At 32.0% G+C, this 19275-nt stretch carries 17 protein-coding genes; 14 read left to right on the plus strand and 3 right to left on the minus strand.

Going from position 1 to position 19275, the window contains the following annotated elements; genetic code table 11:
* The first annotated feature begins 11 nt into the window (after positions 1–11).
* The 13 genes from ACQKP0_RS09080 (at position 12) to ACQKP0_RS09140 (ending at position 14570) form a co-directional block, all read left to right on the plus strand.
* Positions 12–1244, plus strand: coding sequence for a glycosyltransferase family 4 protein (locus ACQKP0_RS09080; protein ID WP_427405505.1), 1233 nt, complete (start codon positions 12–14; stop codon positions 1242–1244).
* Positions 1245–1249: 5 nt separating this feature from the next.
* Positions 1250–2287, plus strand: coding sequence for a polysaccharide biosynthesis protein (locus ACQKP0_RS09085; protein WP_427405506.1), 1038 nt, complete (start codon positions 1250–1252; stop codon positions 2285–2287).
* A gap of 16 nt (positions 2288–2303) precedes the next feature.
* On the plus strand, positions 2304–3413 hold the full coding sequence (locus tag ACQKP0_RS09090) for a capsular polysaccharide biosynthesis protein CapF (protein WP_427405507.1): 1110 nt from the start codon (positions 2304–2306) through the stop codon (positions 3411–3413).
* 3 nt (positions 3414–3416) lie between these two features.
* Positions 3417–4541, plus strand: a complete 1125-nt coding sequence (gene wecB, locus ACQKP0_RS09095) for a non-hydrolyzing UDP-N-acetylglucosamine 2-epimerase (protein WP_427405508.1) — start codon at positions 3417–3419, stop codon at positions 4539–4541.
* A 1-nt stretch (position 4542) separates the two neighbouring features.
* Positions 4543–5610: a glycosyltransferase family 4 protein gene (locus tag ACQKP0_RS09100; protein WP_427405509.1), complete on the plus strand. Its 1068-nt coding sequence runs from the start codon at positions 4543–4545 to the stop codon at positions 5608–5610.
* A 15-nt stretch (positions 5611–5625) separates the two neighbouring features.
* A complete protein-coding gene (locus tag ACQKP0_RS09105) occupies positions 5626–6168 on the plus strand; it encodes an acyltransferase (RefSeq protein WP_427405510.1) in 543 nt (180 codons plus the stop codon).
* 1 nt (position 6169) lies between these two features.
* The gene (locus ACQKP0_RS09110) at positions 6170–7327 is read left to right on the plus strand and encodes a glycosyltransferase (protein WP_427405511.1); all 1158 of its coding nucleotides are present in this window, start codon (positions 6170–6172) and stop codon (positions 7325–7327) included.
* Positions 7328–7351: 24 nt separating this feature from the next.
* Positions 7352–8602, plus strand: coding sequence for a hypothetical protein (locus ACQKP0_RS09115; RefSeq protein WP_427405512.1), 1251 nt, complete (start codon positions 7352–7354; stop codon positions 8600–8602).
* Between the two features lie 17 nt (positions 8603–8619).
* A complete protein-coding gene (locus ACQKP0_RS09120; protein WP_427405513.1) occupies positions 8620–9687 on the plus strand; it encodes a glycosyltransferase family 2 protein in 1068 nt (355 codons plus the stop codon).
* A gap of 113 nt (positions 9688–9800) precedes the next feature.
* The gene (locus ACQKP0_RS09125) at positions 9801–11324 is read left to right on the plus strand and encodes a lipopolysaccharide biosynthesis protein (protein ID WP_427405514.1); all 1524 of its coding nucleotides are present in this window, start codon (positions 9801–9803) and stop codon (positions 11322–11324) included.
* A gap of 148 nt (positions 11325–11472) precedes the next feature.
* On the plus strand, positions 11473–12849 hold the full coding sequence (locus tag ACQKP0_RS09130; protein WP_427405515.1) for a UDP-glucose dehydrogenase family protein: 1377 nt from the start codon (positions 11473–11475) through the stop codon (positions 12847–12849).
* Positions 12824–13849: a GDP-mannose 4,6-dehydratase gene (locus ACQKP0_RS09135; protein ID WP_427405516.1), complete on the plus strand. Its 1026-nt coding sequence runs from the start codon at positions 12824–12826 to the stop codon at positions 13847–13849. The genes ACQKP0_RS09130 and ACQKP0_RS09135 overlap by 26 nt, the downstream gene beginning before the upstream one ends.
* A gap of 139 nt (positions 13850–13988) precedes the next feature.
* Complete coding sequence (locus ACQKP0_RS09140) at positions 13989–14570, plus strand: hypothetical protein (RefSeq protein WP_427405517.1); 582 nt, start codon at positions 13989–13991, stop codon at positions 14568–14570.
* A gap of 513 nt (positions 14571–15083) precedes the next feature.
* Here ACQKP0_RS09140 and ACQKP0_RS09145 read toward each other — a convergent pair.
* The 3 genes from ACQKP0_RS09145 to ACQKP0_RS09155 all read right to left on the minus strand — a co-directional run bounded on the left by ACQKP0_RS09145 (position 15084) and on the right by ACQKP0_RS09155 (position 18474).
* Positions 15084–15998, minus strand: coding sequence for an LCP family protein (locus ACQKP0_RS09145; protein WP_427405518.1), 915 nt, complete (start codon positions 15996–15998; stop codon positions 15084–15086).
* Between the two features lie 455 nt (positions 15999–16453).
* Positions 16454–16915: a GNAT family N-acetyltransferase gene (locus ACQKP0_RS09150; protein WP_427405519.1), complete on the minus strand. Its 462-nt coding sequence runs from the start codon at positions 16913–16915 to the stop codon at positions 16454–16456.
* A 167-nt stretch (positions 16916–17082) separates the two neighbouring features.
* Positions 17083–18474, minus strand: coding sequence for a PLP-dependent aminotransferase family protein (locus tag ACQKP0_RS09155; protein WP_427405520.1), 1392 nt, complete (start codon positions 18472–18474; stop codon positions 17083–17085).
* A 217-nt stretch (positions 18475–18691) separates the two neighbouring features.
* Between ACQKP0_RS09155 and ACQKP0_RS09160 the strand changes: the two genes are divergently transcribed.
* Positions 18692–19126, plus strand: a complete 435-nt coding sequence (locus ACQKP0_RS09160) for a carboxymuconolactone decarboxylase family protein (protein WP_427405521.1) — start codon at positions 18692–18694, stop codon at positions 19124–19126.
* The last annotated feature ends 149 nt before the right edge of the window (positions 19127–19275 follow it).

Here is a 19275-nt window from a genome sequence, read left to right on the forward strand (position 1 = left end):
TGGACAAATAATTGAAAAAACATATTTTAGTTATTGCCCAATATTTCTACCCTGAGCAATTTCGTATTAACGATATTTGTACTGAATGGGTTAAAAGAGGATATAAAGTAACAGTTATTACTGGCATTCCAAATTATCCACAAGGTAAATATTATGATGGGTATGGACTATTTAAGAAAAGAAAAGAAACATATAACGGTATTGAGATTATAAGAATTCCACTCATACCAAGAGGAAATAATTCGATAATGCTCGCTTTAAATTATTTATCCTTTGTGGTGTCAGGTTTTTTTTGGAAAATGTTCACTCGGATAAAAGCGGATTATGTATTTATTTTTGAGGTATCTCCAATGACACAAGCGTTACCAGGAGTATGGTATGCAAAAAGGAGAAAGATACCTTGTTTTCTTTATGTTCAAGACCTTTGGCCAGAAAATGTTGAAATTATAACAGGAATAACCAATAAACATATTATTGGTGCGATTGGCAAAATGGTTGATTATATATATGCACGTTGTACTAAAATCTTTACAACTTCAAATAGTTTTGTTAATTCAATAGAAAAACGTAATGTACCTGGAGAAATAATTGAGTATTGGCCACAGTATGCAGAAGATTTTTATAGACCTCTAGAAAAAAAGAGTATTAACGAAATTCCGAATGATGGTGCTTTTAATATAATATTTGCTGGTAATATTGGTAACGCACAAGGCTTAGAAATATTACCAAAAGTGGCTGTATTAATTAAAGATAAAAAAATAAATAGAAAGATTCGTTTTAATATAGTCGGGGATGGCAGATATAAATCAACTTTAATTGAAATGGTTGAATCAAATAATTTAGATGCTATGTTTAATTTTATTCCAAAACAACCTGCCAACATGATTCCAAAATTTATGGCAGCTTGCGATTCTGCTTTTCTGTGCTTAACTGATGATCCATTATTTGCAATGACAATTCCTGCAAAACTCCAATCTTATATGGCATGTGGAATGCCAATTATTGCTTCAGCCGAAGGAGAAACAAATCAAATAATAACAGAGTCTGCTGCAGGATTATGTAGTCCTTCTGGTGATGAACAAAAACTTTCTGAAATAATTATTGAATTATCCTTAAAGTCTAAAAAAGAATTAATACAACTTGGGATTAATGCAAAAAACTATTATGATAAAAACTTTAATAAAGAAAAACTATTAAACAGAATGGATATACACTTTAGAGATTTCCGAAAAATAGGAGGGTGAACGAATTGTTTGAAAATAAGACACTACTGATCACTGGCGGCACTGGATCGTTTGGTAATGCAGTAATGAAAAGATTTCTAAATACAGATATAAAAGAAATTCGGATTTTCTCACGTGATGAGAAAAAACAAGATGATATGAGAAAACATTTTAAAAACGACAAACTGAAATTTTATATTGGAGATATTAGAGATTTATCTAGCGTGAAAAATGCGATGCATGGAGTTGATTATATTTTTCATGCTGCAGCATTGAAACAAGTTCCATCATGTGAATTTTTTCCACTTGAAGCGGTAAAAACAAATGTCTTAGGGACAGATAATGTCCTTACTGCTGCCATCGATTATGGTGTGGAAAAAGTGATTTGTCTATCTACAGATAAAGCTGCTTATCCAATTAATGCAATGGGAATTTCTAAGGCAATGATGGAGAAAGTTTTCGTTGCCAAATCAAAAACAGTTTCTTCCGATAGAACTCTTATTTGTGGTACGAGATATGGTAATGTGATGGCATCACGTGGATCAGTTATTCCACTATTTATTGAACAGATTAAAAGTGGCCAAGCACTAACTGTAACGGATCCTAATATGACAAGGTTTCTTATGAGTTTAGGAGAAGCGGTAGAGTTAGTCGTATTTGCATTTCAAAATGCAGAGGCGGGAGATATTATGGTTCAAAAATCTCCAGCAAGTACTATAGGAGATCTTGCACAAGCAGTAAAGGATTTATTTAATGCAGATAATGATATTAAAGTGATTGGTACCCGCCATGGCGAAAAACGATATGAAACACTTCTTACGAAAGAAGAATATGTAGTTGCAGAAGATTTAGGTGGTTTCTATAGAGTTCCTGCTGATCAACGGGATCTTAACTATGACAAGTATTTCGCCGAAGGCAACAAAAAGCTTACTACGGTTGCTGAATATAATTCAGACAATACACAAATTCTTAGCATTGAACAAATTAAAGAAAAATTACTAGAGTTAGACTATATACAGAACGAACTGAAAGAATGGAATAAAAAGATTCACGTAATGAACTAAAGGGTGGAATTGATTAATGAATATTCTTGTTACAGGAGCTAATGGATTTGTAGGGAAAAATCTTGTCGCAGAGCTAAGAAATAATGGGTACAACAATATATTTGAGTTTACTAGAGAGAGCGATCCTTCATTACTAGGAAAATATACAAAAGAATGTGATTTTGTATTTCATTTAGCTGGTGTAAACAGACCAAAAAATGAAAATGAATTTATGGAAGGAAATTTTGGCTTCACCTCTAAATTACTAGAATTATTAAAAAAACATGGTAATAAAGCTCCTATACTCATTACTTCATCCATTCAGGCTGTAAAAGATAATCCTTATGGAAAAAGTAAAAAGGCTGGAGAGGAATTATTATTTAATTATTATGAAGAAACTGATGTAAAAGTTTATGTTTATCGCCTACCTAACTTATTTGGAAAGTGGAGCAAGCCGAATTATAATACCGTTGTGGCAACTTACTGTCATAATATAGCTAGAGGATTAGATATCCAGATTAACAATCCTGATGTAGAGATTAATTTTAGTTATATAGATGATGTATTGGAGGAGTTTTTAAAAGCATTAGAAGGTAATCCAACTATACAAGGTGACTATTGTGTTGTACCTATAACGCATCATATTAAACTTGGGAAATTGGCAAATCTTATTAAAAGCTTCAAAGAAAGCAGACATAACTTAAATATTGCTAATATGGAAGATCCTCTTACTAAAAAGCTTTATAGTACATATTTAAGTTTCTTACCTGAAGATGAGTTTTCTTATGACCTGAAAATGAATAGTGACGAACGAGGTTCTTTTACAGAATTTATTAGGACTCCTGAAAGAGGGCAAGTTTCTATTAATATTTCGAAACCGGGAATTACCAAAGGAAATCATTGGCATCATACGAAAAATGAAAAGTTTTTAGTAGTTAGTGGTGAAGGTTTAATTCGATTTAGAAAAATAGATTCAGAGGATATTATCGAGTATAGGGTAAGTGGGGACAAATTACAGGTTATAGATATTCCTGCTGGCTATACACACTCTATTGTTAATATAGGGGAAAGTGATCTTGTAACTGTGATGTGGGCAAATGAATGCTTTGATCCGGATAAACCAGACACTTACTTCTTGGAGGTATAATTGATGAAGAAATTAAAAGTCATGACAGTAGTAGGCACAAGACCGGAGATTATAAGATTGTCAGCAGTTATTAATAAATTAGAAGAATCAAATGCTATTGAACATACTCTTGTTCATACAGGGCAAAATTATGATTATGAATTAAATGAAGTTTTCTTTAAAGACTTTAACTTAAGAAAGCCAGATTATTTTCTTAATGCTGCTACCGGAACAGCAGTGGAAACTATCGGTAACATCTTAGTTAAAATAGATCCAATAATGGAAGAAGTGAAACCTGAAGCATTTCTAGTACTTGGGGATACGAATAGTTGTTTATGTGCAATTGCTGCAAAGAGAAGACGTATTCCGATTTTTCATATGGAAGCTGGTAACCGTTGTTTTGATCAAAGGGTGCCGGAGGAAACAAACAGAAAAATTGTCGATCATACTGCTGATGTTAATTTAACATACAGTGATATTGCAAGGGAATATCTCCTTAGAGAAGGATTTCCATCGGATAGAATTATTAAAACAGGAAGCCCAATGTTTGAAGTTCTTAACTCTAGAAAAGACGACATCCAAAGTTCAAATGTATTAGAGAGACTAGGTATAAAAGAAGAAAATTACTTTGTAGTGTCCGCTCATAGAGAAGAAAATATCAATTCAGAAGTCAATTTCTTGAACTTGGTTGATAGTTTAAATGCGGTTGCCGAAAAATATAACATGCCTGTGATTGTAAGTACGCATCCTAGGACTAGAAAAATGATTGAAGCGAAAGGGATTGAATTTAATCCATTAGTGAAAACTTTGAAACCATTAGGATTTAATGATTACGTGAAACTTCAAATTAAGGCAAAAGCAGTTTTAAGTGATAGCGGAACGATTAGTGAAGAATCTTCTATTCTTGGATTCAGAGCACTTAATATTAGACAAGCCCATGAAAGACCGGAGGCGATGGAAGAAGCTTCTGTTATGATGGTTGGGTTAGGAAAAGAGAGAGTTTTACAAGGACTGGAGGTACTTGAAACTCAAGAGAAGGACACTTTAAGACTCGTTGGGGATTATAGTATGCTTAATGTTTCAGATAAGGTACTAAGAATTATATTGTCTTATACTGATTATGTGAATATGGTGGTATGGGGGAAATAAAATGAAGGTTGTACTCTTAGCTCCAACACCCCCGCCAGTAGGAGGTATTGCAGGCTGGACATTAAGGATGCAGAAAGCAACGTTAAAGAACGGTTGGAATGTTGAAGTTGTAGATGAAAAATTATTAGGAAATCGAGAGGTATTTGGATCAAACACTAAGCCTAATTTATTAATGGAAATTAAAAGGTGTTTTAGAATTTGGAAAGATTTATATAAAGCTTTAAAAGATCCAGAGGTGAAGGTTGTTCATTCTTGTATTCCCGCAAGCACAACAGGGATGTTGAGGGAATATATCTGTGCAATGATAACAAAAGTAAGAAAAAGAAAATTTATAATACATTACCGTTGTACGCTACCTAACATGGTTAAAAGTACGGCAGGATTATTAATGTTTCAATATCTTACAAAAATAAGTGATCTGGTAATAACACTAAACAGTACTTCTGTAGATTATGTTAAAAAATATAGTAATACAAATGTAAAGTTAATACCAAATTTTATAGAAAAAGATTCAGTATTGGATAATGAAAAGAGAATAATATCCAACAAAATAAAGCGAGTTCTTTATGTAGGGGGAGTAATAGAAAGTAAAGGTTGTTGTGAAATTATCAATGTTGCAAATTCCTTTCCGGATATACAATTTCGACTTGTAGGGAATCCTGATAAAAAAGTATTGGAAATTGATAAACCTGCAAATGTAATATTGTGTGGAGAAAAAAATAGAGAAGAAGTACAGCAGGAACTAGTTAAAGCTGACCTCTTTATGTTTGTTTCATATTTTCCAGGTGAAGGATTTTCAAATGCTTTGGCAGAAGCAATGTCATATGGATTACCATGTATAGTTAGCGATTGGGCAGCAAACCACGATATGATAGAGGAATATGGTGGTATAGTAGTTAGTGTGAAGGACGTTGGAGCAATGATAAAAGCAATAGAGGAATTAGCAAATGATAGGAATAGAAGACAAAGGCAGTCAGAATGGAATATTAAAAAAGTGAAAGAAAACTATGTCGATAATATTGTTACTGACCAGTATGTGGATGCATACGAAAGCATTTTAGAAAATTAAATGGTGGTGTTGTTATTGCGACGAAAACTTGGTTGGTTTTTACTAGTAGTATACAATTTATTTCGTCTGCCAATAAGTTGGGTATTTAACTTTGGTAGATTAAAATTCTCTTTGATTGGGATAATATCACCTAATGTAAAAATAGCTGTTTCTAATAACGGAAGGATTGAAATAGGTAATAAATGTTGTATTGAAAGTGGGAACCTTCTAAGATCTAGCGGTGGAAAAATTAACATTGGAAATAGAATATATATTAATAGGAATTGTAATATTGTGTCTAGAGAAAGTATAACTCTTGGGGATGGAACAACTTTGGGGCCAAATGTATCCATTTATGATCATGATCATAGTTTTGGGAAAAACAAAAAAGGGAATTTTAAAATAGCACCTATTGTTATTGGTAAAAATGTTTGGATAGGGACAGGTGTAATAATATTAAGGGGCGTTAGTATAGGAGACGGAAGTGTAATTGGTGCAGGGGCAATAATTACTAAAGATGTCCCACCAAATACAATAGTTACAATGCAAAATGAAATAATAATGAGAGAGATTAATTGATATGGAAAAAATACTGATTGTTTCTACGGGGAAATATCCTAATGGCAATGCTGGAGCTATACGTCAACACTCATTTGCAAAACTTTTTGAACGCTGTGGTTATTCCCCTTACGTAATTGGACTAGGAGAATCAACTGATTTTGCAATTAAAGAGTACGATGGGATTAATTATACTTCATTTAGATCTAAAAAAAATAATATATTTAATCGCATTTTAAATTTATTACTTTTTAAAGCAAGACTAAAAAGATTTTTGAAAAACAATACTGGCTTCTCAAAAATTATGGTCGTAAGCATACCAATACCCGCACTTTTTTATCTAAAAAGATATTCGATAAAAAAAGGTATTGAGCTTATCCATGATAGTGTAGAGTGGTATTCTCCTGAAGAATTTACATTAGGTAAGATTTCACTACCATATATAGTTAATAACTCATATAATACAAAATGGATAGATAGTGGTTTTAAAGTTGTGGCTATTAGCAAGTTTCTACAAAATCATTTTACATTACGAAAAGTAAGTGTAATTAGAATACCAGTTATTTTGGATATCCATAATATGCCACATAAAAAAAGGAATATTAACAATAAATTAGTTCTTATTTACGCAGGAGCTGTTGGGAAAAAAGACTATTTAAAAGAAATAATAAATGGACTAGCTTTATTAAATACTAGCGAACTAATGAAATTAGAAATGCGGTTATTCGGAATAAGTAATGAACAATTAAAGAATGAATTAGGTATTCCAACTGAAATTATAGTTAAACTCTCTTCGAGTCTAAAATGTTTTGGAAGGGTACCAAGAGAAGAAGTATTAAAAAATTTAGAAGAAGCGGATTTTACTGTATTATTACGGCCTTCCGAACAAAGGTATGCAAAAGCTGGATTTCCAACAAAAGTAGTAGAAAGTCTTGCTAGTGGAACCCCAATAATTACTAATCTTAGTTCTGACTTAAGTAACTACTTAATAGACATGGAAAATTCTATTTTGGTTGATGATTGTAGTTCGGAATCTTTTCGTGATGCTTTACAGAAGGCAATCAACTTAAATCTTGTGGATAAACAAGAGATGCAAAAAAATGCACGAAAGACATCTGAGAAATATTTTGATTACAATAACTATATTGATGAAATAAAACAGTTATTAGAATCAAAATGAATCTCTTAAGAGAGGAAGAATTAATTGAAAGGAAAACTGCTTTACCTTTTGTTAATAGTGTTTACTTTTCTATATATATATTATCCCCCTTTATTTTTCACTAATACTTTACACATTTTAGGTGGTCTTTCATGGATAATAATAATTATTAACCGCAAAGGGTGTTCAGTATTTTTTTCGCGAGGCGGTTACTTAAAAGAAATTTTTTTTACCTGGTTTATAACTTCATATTTATATTTAGGGCTTCTAATAAATGGTCGATCAGATCTTTTGGTAAGCTATGTATTCATAATTATTCCCCTTGAGATATTGCCTATCTGCTTTGTTATTGTATATCTTATAAAGAAATTGAATGGTAAAAAAACATTTAGTGCTTTATTAATACATGTAGGTTTCGTCCAAGGGGTTATTTCGGTACTAGCTTTTTTGATTCCTGAAATCCAATCTTGGGTAATAAATAGGATGCTCTCATATGGATATGATAATGTAATTATTGGACTTTCCCAGCATAGAATGTTTGGTTTAAGTTATACTTTTCCTTATTCAATGCCAATAGTCCAAGGGGTTATTGCTTGTCTTTCTATTTATATGGGTATTAACAAAAATGCTAAATATTTCATTTTTACTCCGTTTATTATTTTTTCGGGAATCATTAACGCAAGAATAAGTATTGTTATCATTGCCATAGGAATAGTTTTAATTTTACTAGCTTCTTTAAAATTAAAGCTTAATAAAAAGTATAAGATAATAATTGCCTTTTTTGCCTTTATGATTTTACTTAATCCTATATCAAATATAATTCAAAAGAATTCCTCTGATACATTTAATTGGTTAGAGGATGGATTAGATCAGTTGATCAATCTTTACCATGGGGATATCAGTGGTGCGTATACGAGTTATATTACGGATAAGTCAAATTATAATTTACCAGATGGACTTAAGTTATTTTTTGGAACGTCTGAGAGAGTAATTAGAGGAAGTTCAACGTATCAATCTGATGTTGGATATATCAACGACATTTGGTTGGGTGGAGTATTTTACGCATTAACTTTATATAGTTATTTACTCATTAAATTAAATAAAATTAGGGTTTCTTTAAACAGAAGGCAAATAGATGGTACTTTAGTAAGTCTGTTTTTGGTATTTGTTATTATTTTTAGTAATTTTAAAGGAACTATTTTTGGAGTTAATGAATTTATAAATCTATTTTATTTGATTTATATATATAGCATATGTTACAAGGATAGTCCTTCTACTAATTTAACAAAAATTTAAAATTAAGGGTGGTTATTTTGGGACAGAGTTTAGTAACAATAATTGTTCCAGTTTATAATATTGAAAAGTATTTAAAAACATGTATAGAAAGCATAATAAATCAAACTTACACTCAAATAGAAATTATTTTGGTGAATGATGGTTCAACTGACTCCTCTTTAGAAATTTGTAAGCAATATATATATGATAATAGGGTTACTATAATTGATAAGAAAAATGAGGGATTAAGCAGCGCAAGGCAAGCGGGGATTGATAAGGCTAATGGGGAATATATATGCATGGTAGATTCTGATGACTATATCGAAAAAGATTTTGTAGAAAAAATGTATTCTAAAATTCATAATGATGATTCAGATATTTGTGCCTGTGCATCAAGGTTCTTTTCAGATAAATTCAGTAGAGTATTCGGTTATAGTGAATCTTATTCAAAAATCAAAATTACTAAACATGACATTGAAACTAAATATTTTGAATTACTAGGACGTTATTACATGAGTGATTCTTGGAATAAAATTTACAAAACAAGTTTTATAAGGAACTCCAATGTTAGATTTTCATTAGAACGAAAATATAATGGTACAGATCTTTCGTTTAATCATCGTTTATTACTTCATTTACCGCAAATTTCTGTGGTAAATGAACCATTATACAACCATCAAATATTAGAAAATTCTAGAGTGAGACGGAAAAATAAAGAATTGCAAAAGGGCTTTATGATAATTATGACTCAAATAATTAACGAAGTTGAAAAATTAAATTATACAGACTTAATTAATAATCAACTTAGTTGCTTGTATGTTAAATTTCTAAGGGAAGCTTCTCAAGATATTTTTAATTCGGGACTACCCTCGAAGGAGTTAAATAGTAAATATAAAGAATTCTATAATTTAAATAAACAATACTTAATGGAAAATCAAATATTAGACCTAGTACCCACTAATATGAACACCATTTCTTTAAGGATATTTTGCCGTTTTTTAAATACGAAAAATAGTATATGGCTGTTAAAATATTTAAGCATAAGACAAAAAGTATTAAAATTACATAACACTTTTAATGGTATTAAAAAAATATTAAGATTTTAAGTTTTTCAAAAATTTTCGGTAAATAGTTAGGTCATCAGTTAATTTTTATAGCTAATTTTATAAGTGGAATTTTCCCAATCTATTTAGATAAAAGTTGAGAGCGGAGTGTATCTATGAGAAGTAAAAAAGCTATAGCTAATATAATGTCATCACTCCTGTTGCAACTGACAACAATTATTTGTGGATTTATAGTACCTATCTTAATTATTAAATCATATGGGTCAAATGTAAATGGTGTTATTAACTCAATTACTCAGTTTTTAGGTTATATTGCTTTACTAGAAGCCGGTATTGGTGGTGTCGTTAGAGCTGCTTTATATAAACCTTTGGCAAACAAAGACAATGTTACAATAAGTAGAATAGTGAAAACAGCAGAAAAGTTTTTTAAAATAATAGCTTATATACTTATCGGCTACCTTATAGTAGTCGCTTTTGTATTTCCAAATATTGTGAGTGGTGAGTTTGATAAGATTTATACTATTACCCTAGTTTTAATAATTGGTATGGGGACTTTTGCTCAGTATTTTTTTGGAATATCATATCAATTATTGTTGCAAGCAGATCAAAGACTATATTTCACTTCCTTATTACAGGTTTTTACAGTTGTTATTAATACTGTTATAGTTGTTGTATTAATTAATAAAGGTGCAAGTATACACTTTGTTAAATTATGTAGTGCAGCAGTTTTAATAGCTAGACCTTTAGTCCTTAATATATATGTAAAATATAGATATAAAATAATAAAAAATGTAAATGCTGATAGAAATGCATTAAATCAGAAATGGGATGGTCTCGGCCACCATATCTCGTATTTTGTAAATAATAATACTGATATTGCTGTATTAACCCTATTTACAAATATGAGAGAAGTTTCAGTTTACTCTATATATATGATGGTTGTAGCGGGAATACGGAATATTACAACAACCTTTTCATCAGGCATAGAGGCTGCTTTTGGAAATATGATTGCAAATGGAGAAAGAAATTCTCTGTATAGAAATTTTATCTCTTTTGAGTTTTTATCTTTTTTTATAACAACGGTATTATTTACAAGTGCCTCATTATTAATACTACCATTTATCTCTATTTACACTAAAGGAATTACAGATGTAAATTATATTAGACCATTATTTGCTTATGTATTGGTAGCTGCTGGAGCGGCATATTGTATTAGATTACCTTATCATTCTATAGTAATAGCAGCTGGACATTTTAAGCAAACTAGAAATGGGGCTTTTGTTGAGGCAATAATTAATATTGTGTTTTCAATTGTTCTAGTAAATTCTTTGGGAATACTAGGTGTTGCGATAGGTACTCTATTTGCTATGCTTTTTAGAACCTTTCAATATATCTTTTATATTTCAAAAAACATTTTAGAAAGAAGAATATTGGATCCTATTAAAAGAATTCTTGTAAGTGTATCTTCGGTATTAGTTAGTGTGATAATTATTAGATTAATTCCAACAATAGCTATAGATAATTATTTTTATTGGGGAATATATGCTATAGGAGTAACAACAATAATCTTCTTAGTAACTCTTTTTGTGAATTTGATATGCTATTTTCAGGATTTGAAAAACGTGTTACAGATATTAAACAGGGTAATTAAATCAAAAGGTAAAAATTATCAATCATAATGTAAAATATAGGTATTTTACATAATTTATAAAATATTACTTCATTTAGTAGTAATTAAGAAAGGACTATAAGAAAATAGAGAAAGTTTGTAATAACAAACTTTAAATATAGTGGAATGTCAATCAATTGATAGAGGAAGGTTTTAATATGTACAAAATAGCAGTAGCAGGAACAGGATATGTTGGCTTAGTAGCAGGTGTATGTTTCTCTGAAGTAGGGCATCAGGTTACTTGTGTCGATATAGATGAAAATAAAGTGAATACAATGAAACGAGGAATCTCTCCTATCTATGAAGCAGATTTGGAAGAGTTGATGCAGAAAAATTATGCTGCTGGAAGAATTAATTATACAACAGATTACCAATCAGCTTACAAGGATGCAGATGCAATTTTTATAGGTGTAGGTACTCCGGAACAACCGGATGGATCTGCAAATTTATCATACATTGCAACAGTTGCAAGACAAATTGCTGAATCAGTAGGAAAGGAATGTTTGGTCGTTGTTAAATCTACAGTACCTGTTGGAACGAATGATAAAGTAGAACAGTTTATTCAAGACTTTTTAGTCAATGATGTGAAGGTAGAAGTTGCTTCAAATCCAGAATTTTTGGCACAAGGATCTGCCGTACATGATACATTGCACGCAGAAAGAGTTATTATCGGGACAGAAAGTAAATGGGCTGAAGAGTTACTTATGAATATTTATGAACCATTTCATTTACCGATTGTTTCAGTAAATAGAAGGTCCGCAGAAATGATTAAGTATGCATCTAATGACTTCCTTGCCCTTAAAATATCCTATATGAATGATATCGCGAATCTATGTGAATTAGTAGGTGCAGATATTCAGGATGTTGCAAGGGGGATGAGTTTTGATGAAAGAATCGGTAGTAAGTTTTTAAATGCGGGTATTGGTTATGGCGGTTCTTGTTTCCCTAAGGATACAAAAGCACTAGAGTATATTGCAAGTCAAAATGGATATGAACTCAAGACAATTAAAGCTGCCATTGATGTGAACAAAGAACAAAAGACAATGTTATATAAGAAAGCTAGAAAGAGATTCATTACATTCAATGGTCTTAAGGTAGCAGTATTAGGGTTAACGTTTAAGCCTGGAACAGATGATTTAAGAGAGGCACCATCTTTAGAAAATGTACCATTACTGTTAGAGCAAGGTGCAGACATTTTTGCATTTGATCCAGTCGGTGCAGAAAACTTTGCTAAAGTGTATCCGGAAGGTAAGAATGGAAAAGGAAGTATCACGTATGTTTCCAATATAGAGCATGCTTTAGAAGGAGCAAATGTGTGCTTTATTTTTACTGAGTGGGGAGAAGTAAAAGCAGTAACCCCTGAAACATATAAGAGATTGATGAGAACTCCTTTGATTTACGATGGAAGGAATATATATAGTGTTTCAGACATGCAGGAAGTAGGAGTTGAGTATCACTCTATAGGAAGAAAATCCGCAAGTAGAGAAGGATTAAAGGAGTCGAAGAATCTTGAATTACAAACCTCTAGATCCTAGTAAAACATATCTTATCACCGGAGCAGCAGGCTTCATTGGATATTTTCTATCTAAAAAACTATTAGAACATGGATGCAGAGTAATAGGTGTTGATAATATAAATGATTACTATGATGTAAATCTTAAACATACCCGTTTGGATCAACTAAAACCTTATGATAGGTTTACCTTTATCAAAGGTGATATTTCGGACATGCCGTTGATCACTGAAATTTTTAAAGAGTATAAGCCTAATGTAGTAATAAATCTAGCTGCCCAAGCAGGTGTTAGGTATTCAATAGAGAATCCAGATGTATATATTCAAAGTAATATTATAGGTTTTTATAATATTCTTGAAGCTTGCAGACATCATCCAATTGAACACCTAGTATATGCTTCGTCTAGTTCTGTTTACGGAGCGAATAGAAAGGTTCCTTTTGAAGAAACTGATTTTGTAGATACTCCAGTATCACTATATGCCTCTACTAAGAAATCAAATGAATTAATGGCCCATACTTATAGCCATTTATATAAAATTCCAGCTACGGGACTTCGTTTTTTTACAGTTTATGGCCCTATGGGTCGACCAGATATGGCTTACTTTGGATTCACTGATAAGTATTTTGCTGGGGAGCCAATTAAGATATTTAATAACGGTGATTTTGAAAATGACCTTTATCGAGACTTTACTTATATAGATGATATTGTTGTTGGAATTGAGAGACTTATAGGTAAACCTCCAATTGAGTCTGTTCCTCATAAAGTTTATAACATTGGTAACAACAGTCCGGAGAAATTGATGGTGTTTATCGAGACTTTGGAAAAGGCTTTAAGTAAGGCTTTAGGTAAGGAAGTTTTATTTGAGAAAGTTTTTGAACCTATTAAGCCTGGGGATGTACCGGCTACTTATGCTTCTACAGACCTACTGCAGAATGCTGTGGGATTTAAACCTGAAACTCCGATTGAGGAAGGATTACAGAAGTTTGCGGATTGGTATGTGGAGTATTATAAGGTGAAATAGTTAATTTTCACGCCTCTAAACAATTTAATTAAATCAGCTTTAATAACAAATCAAGCAGTAAGATTAATTTTGAATTACTCAAATGCTGAATGAAAATATTTGTGTTATTTATTAAAAGGAAATTTCTTAAAGGGGTTTTATGGATAAATTAAAAATAATAATAAAATCTTTGTTTTGGGTTATTATTACCCAAGTTATAATATTTTCAACTTTATACTTTCTGGGTTTTAGAATCACATATGCACCAAATCTTGAAACAAGTTGGAATGCAGTTGCTGCAATTGGTCAGTGGGCAGGGGCATTAGTTGGAGTTTTAATTCCAATTGCTGCTGTATACTTACAAGCAAAATTAGATAAGAATAAGAGGGAAATAGGAGAATCAAATTCTGATTTACTTAATGAGTTAAAAGAGTTTAAATTAGAATACTCAGAAAAACTTAAGACTCTCTCTGAATTGGTAGATGAAAAGGGAAATATTGTTATAAATAGTGGTTATTTCACTGATGATTCAAAAAACAATTTAAAAGAGAAGGCGCTTAAATTTGTAAATATATCAATGATTACGAAGACAAAGAGAGTTGCTGAGCATTTAGAAATTAGTCATGATAAGGCATATGATTTATTAGTAGAAATGGCTATACATGATGGTTCTATCTCTAGTGCTGGGCAAATAAGAAAAGAAAATATGGATAATATTGTTTGGACTAAAAAAACTAGGTAATAGATTAAGGTGCCTATCATTCCTGGTTAGGGGAAGAACCAGGACGGTTAGTATACTTTCCAGTTTCAAATAAACTAGTTCTAAAGAAATTTTTAAATTTAATCTTATTCAATAATGCTGGAATCGGGAGCCTAGAAAAAACCGTTGTAGTCAAAGCCGCTAAAATAGAGAAATTGTTTAAAATTTATATATTCTGGAATGAGGTACATTAGATGAGAACTTTGTGGCTCATTTTAAGTAAATAAATTTAAAAAAATCCTTTTTCATTATGGAAGAGGATTTTTTTATTATCAATCTGTAAAGAGAATATTATTCTATTTATTCTGCCTTAATCACATAGTAAGACGAGGAAGAATCTTGATTCCCAAATATGATGTAGAGGCTGTCCCAAAAGTGAAAATCCAATGAATATATAAATTAAATAGTTAAAATATCAGTATTTTTTACATAAAAAAGGGCATCCAACAGTCAAATTATCGGCATATTGGACAGCCCCTTCATCTTCTACAGTATTTAGCTCTTTTCCAAGTTATTCTTCAACATCTTCGTTACTTTAGATTTTTCCTCATCAGGAACACTCAAATAATAGATACCATCGATTTTTCCACCTTCACCTTTTACTTCATACTCAGTAATATTTTTTCGACAGTCACGGTAGTTTTTCTGGATATCCATCATTTCATCAAAGGTCATATTTGTTTTAACGTTATCACCTAGTGCAGCTAAAATATCATCAAATCGAGTAACAGATGAAATACTTGCAGCCTTGTCGATAATAGCGTTGAGAACCTGGCGTTGGCGCTTGTTACGTCCGAAGTCACCATCAGGATCAAAGTGTCTCATTCGAACATATCCAAGTGCTTTTGGACCGTCTAATTCAATGTTCCCTTTTGTGTAGTGATAACCTTTTTTATATGATCCCTCATCAATCCAATCAAGGTCATTATGTACAGTAACCCCACCCACAGCATCTACAAGTGCACTCATAGCCTCCATATTCACACGAATATAATAGTCCATATTAACTCCAGTAAAGTTTTCTACTGTTTCAATGGCCATTTTTGGTCCGCCAAATGCATAAGCATGATTAATTTTATCTGTCGTTCCATGCCCAACAATCTCTGTTCTTGTATCACGTGGGATACTCACCAATTGCATAGAGCCTTTTTTCGGGTTAAGGGTCATCGCCATAATTGTGTCTGAGCGGCCACGGTCACCATCACGTTCATCGACACCTAACAATAAAATAGAAATCGGTTGACTATTATTAATCTCTGGTTTTTTATGCGGATTATTTAATTTTACTTCTTCATGCATTTTATTCGCAGTTTCTTTAACAGAACTATATAGGTAAAAAACATATCCTCCTACACCAAGTACCAGCACCCCAATGATGCTAGCAATAATAATAAAAACCTTTTTCTTCATATAATATCCTCGCTTTGTTTTTATATTAATTTTACAAATTATAACATGATTTTACAAGATTAGAAGATTTTTTTGTTGAATGAGTGCAATTTTATTGGTGGTGGGTATGTTGATTACCCCTTTTAAGGAAGTAATGAGTGTATGCATTTTTAGAATACGTGAGTCCAAAAGTCCACGTTTCATAAATAGGGTCATCGTCAGTTAATGGATACTAGCAACTGACTGCTCAACCGCAGAGCATCACGAACAAAACGATTAATTAAGCTTGGAGAGATATTCGAAAGGTATTTTGAAATTGATGCTGAAAAAATAGTAGTTATCATTGAAAAATTAAGTGCTAAACATAAGGCTGTGTTAAAGTTTAATGTTGATAATTAGGTAAAATTAAGGGAAACCAAACTACAATGATTTCCCAGTCCTTCTTCCTAACATATGCGTTTTTTAGATAAGAACTATTAAAGTCTCATTTTTAAGCCCTCGTGTGTCGCCTTAAAACCTAAGCGTTCATAAAAACGTAAAGCATCTCTACGTTGTTTATCTGTTGTTAGTTGAACCAAGTGACATCCACGTTCTTTTGCACGTTGAATGGCCCATCGTATAAGTTCAGTTCCTATCCCTTTTCCACGTTCTGTAGAAGCTGTTCTTACCCCCTCAATTGTAGCTCTCCATCCGCCTTGATGTGTTATATATGGAGTAAATGTAATTTGTTGAACCCCGATAATTTCATTTTCATAACAAGCCACAACTAACTCATTGTTAGGGTCAGATGTTATAGCTTGAAACGCTTTTTTGTAACTATTGGGAAGTGGCTGTTCATAACGTTCTCTTTTACTACCTAAAGCATCATCAGCAAGCATTTCTACAATTCTATCTAAATCTTGTTCAGTAGCGATTCTAAACTGTATTTCCCTTTCCAATAAAATTCCCTCCTTGATTAGCCGCAAAGCACTTTATAGTTGTATGCTATCTTATAAAACATCATTAGTTAATGTTAAAAATATTATGATAAAAGATAAGTATTTCTTATTATATTTTAGGTTTGAAAAAAATAAAGCAACAAAGAATATCCCTCCTTTGTTGCTTTTTAAGTCCAAGCTTTTTTTAACAGCTGAACACCTAAGCGAATTTGGTCTATTGTTAGATTGCTAAAACCAAGTTGGATCATAGGTTCGTGAGGTTTACCATCTATGAAGTAATTTGAAGTTGGATAAACCTTTACTCCATATTTATATGCTCGCTGAATAAGGGTCTCCTCACTGGCAGGGTGATGAAATTGTATCAAAATATAAAGTCCTGATTGTGAGCCGATGATTCGAATGGTTTCGCCGAAAGTCTCTTTTAAGGACGTAATGAGTGTCTGAATTTTTCTTTTATAAGTTGCACGCATTTTTCGAATATGTGAATCCCAATGCCCACGTTTCATAAATAGGGCCATCGTCCGTTGATGGATACTAGAAGCTGACTGTTCAACCTCAGCGAATTGTTGTTTGTAATCATCGAGAAGCTGAGGAGGTAGAATCATGTAACTTAGCCGGATTGATGGTAAAAGGGCTTTTGAAAATGTGCTGATATATATGACACGAGCATCTTGTTGAAGCGATGATAAGGCTGGGATTGGCTGTTCATTATACCGAAATTCACTGTCATAATCATCTTCAATAATGTAGCCATTTTGCTCATGTGCCCATTTTAATAATTGATAGCGTTCAGGAACCGGGATCGTCACACCAGTAGGAAATTGATGTGATGGCGTGATGTACACAAGTTTTGAATCTGTTTGCTCCAATTGTTTTATATCTAATCCTCTTTTTGTTACATGAATGGGATCAATATGAAATCCCTGAAGTTGAAAAACAGTTCGGGCTCCGTGATACCCTGGGTTTTCGAATGCAATGGATGAATATTCTCTTTTTAATAAAATCGACAAATGCATTAATAACTGCTGTATACTACTGCCTATCACGATGGCATCTGCAGAAGTTTGAATCCCTCTTGATTGTAATAAATAATTTGCGATTTCCTCACGAAGCTGTTTATCTCCTTGCCGGTTACCATATGTAAACGTAATGTTGTCCTTTAACACTTCATTCGAACATTGCCGCCATGCTTTTAAGGGAAATGCTTGCTGGTCTACTCCACCTATCAAAAAATCAACCATTATGCTTTGTACTTCTGAATCTGTATTGATTTTAGTAAGTGGTGAGATAGGTAAATTCCTTGGTATATCAATTGGTTCAAAGGTCTCAACAAAATAACCTTTTTTTGGCTCGCTTCGAATATAGCCTTCTGCCAATAATTGTTCATAAGCCACGAGAGTCGTGTTTCTACTGACTTGCAAACTATCAGCAAGTTGGCGAACGGAGGGAAGTTTCGTATCGGCCTGCAGTTTTCCATTTTCGATAAGTGAGCGTATGGAATGGTAAATTTGTTTATACTTTGGACTGTTGTCATTTAGAGGAATTAATAATTCCTTCATATCATCGTCTCCTAACTGACATGTTAAAATGATTAATTCTGTGTCTATTTATTATGTCACTTCTAATAGATAATATATTATGAAGTGATGATAATTCAAGAATCATGTTGTTAAGAGGGACATTTCTCTTTTTAAGGAATTGGAGAGATCTTTAAGAATTTATCATATAAATGTAAGTAAAAATATAAGTGTTTAATAATAAAAGGAGTGGTAAAAGATGGCTCAAAGAATTTCATATTATGACGTAGCACCAGAAGGTTTAAAAATTATGTTAGAAATGGAGAAATATACGAAAACTACTATTGATCGTAAACTTAGAGAACTTATCAAAATTAGAGCTTCGCAAATAAATGGTTGTGCGTATTGTATTAATCTCCATACAAAAGATGCACGAAAAATGGGGGAGACAGAACAGCGTATTTATGGATTAAATGCGTGGGAAGAATGTAATTTTTACACTCAAGAAGAAAAAGCAGCATTAAAACTAACAGAATCCATTACATTCATTTCAACAAAAAGGGTTCCTGATGAACTGTATCAAGAAGTAAGGAAGTACTATGATGAAAAAGAATACGTTGATTTGGTTCTATTAATTAATCAAATCAATAGTTGGAATCGACTTTCAATTGCTATGGGGAATATTGCGGAATAAAATTAATCAAATACTTTTTTTCTATGATTGGCGCAATTCTTGAGGAATTGCGTTTTTATTAGTTATCATGGGAGAAATTTAGTTATTTTGTATTGCTTATTTGATACAAACTGAGCCATAAAAAATAAATTATTATTGATTGTTGACAT

The organism is Heyndrickxia sp. NPDC080065, assembly GCF_050281185.1.
GTDB lineage: Bacteria > Bacillota > Bacilli > Bacillales > Bacillaceae_C > Heyndrickxia.

Bases quoted from the DNA above. Each gene is read 5' to 3' on its own strand.
- ACQKP0_RS09090 (WP_427405507.1), top strand. From the start codon at position 2,304: ATGAATATTCTTGTTACAGGAGCTAATGGATTTGTAGGGAAAAATCTT.
- wecB (WP_427405508.1), top strand. From the start codon at position 3,417: ATGAAGAAATTAAAAGTCATGACAGTAGTAGGCACAAGACCGGAGATT.
- ACQKP0_RS09100 (WP_427405509.1), top strand. From the start codon at position 4,543: ATGAAGGTTGTACTCTTAGCTCCAACACCCCCGCCAGTAGGAGGTATT.
- ACQKP0_RS09110 (WP_427405511.1), top strand. From the start codon at position 6,170: ATGGAAAAAATACTGATTGTTTCTACGGGGAAATATCCTAATGGCAAT.
- ACQKP0_RS09125 (WP_427405514.1), top strand. From the start codon at position 9,801: ATGAGAAGTAAAAAAGCTATAGCTAATATAATGTCATCACTCCTGTTG.
- ACQKP0_RS09130 (WP_427405515.1), top strand. From the start codon at position 11,473: ATGTACAAAATAGCAGTAGCAGGAACAGGATATGTTGGCTTAGTAGCA.
- ACQKP0_RS09140 (WP_427405517.1), top strand. From the start codon at position 13,989: ATGGATAAATTAAAAATAATAATAAAATCTTTGTTTTGGGTTATTATT.
- ACQKP0_RS09145 (WP_427405518.1), bottom strand. From the start codon at position 15,998: ATGAAGAAAAAGGTTTTTATTATTATTGCTAGCATCATTGGGGTGCTG.
- ACQKP0_RS09155 (WP_427405520.1), bottom strand. From the start codon at position 18,474: ATGAAGGAATTATTAATTCCTCTAAATGACAACAGTCCAAAGTATAAA.
- ACQKP0_RS09160 (WP_427405521.1), top strand. From the start codon at position 18,692: ATGGCTCAAAGAATTTCATATTATGACGTAGCACCAGAAGGTTTAAAA.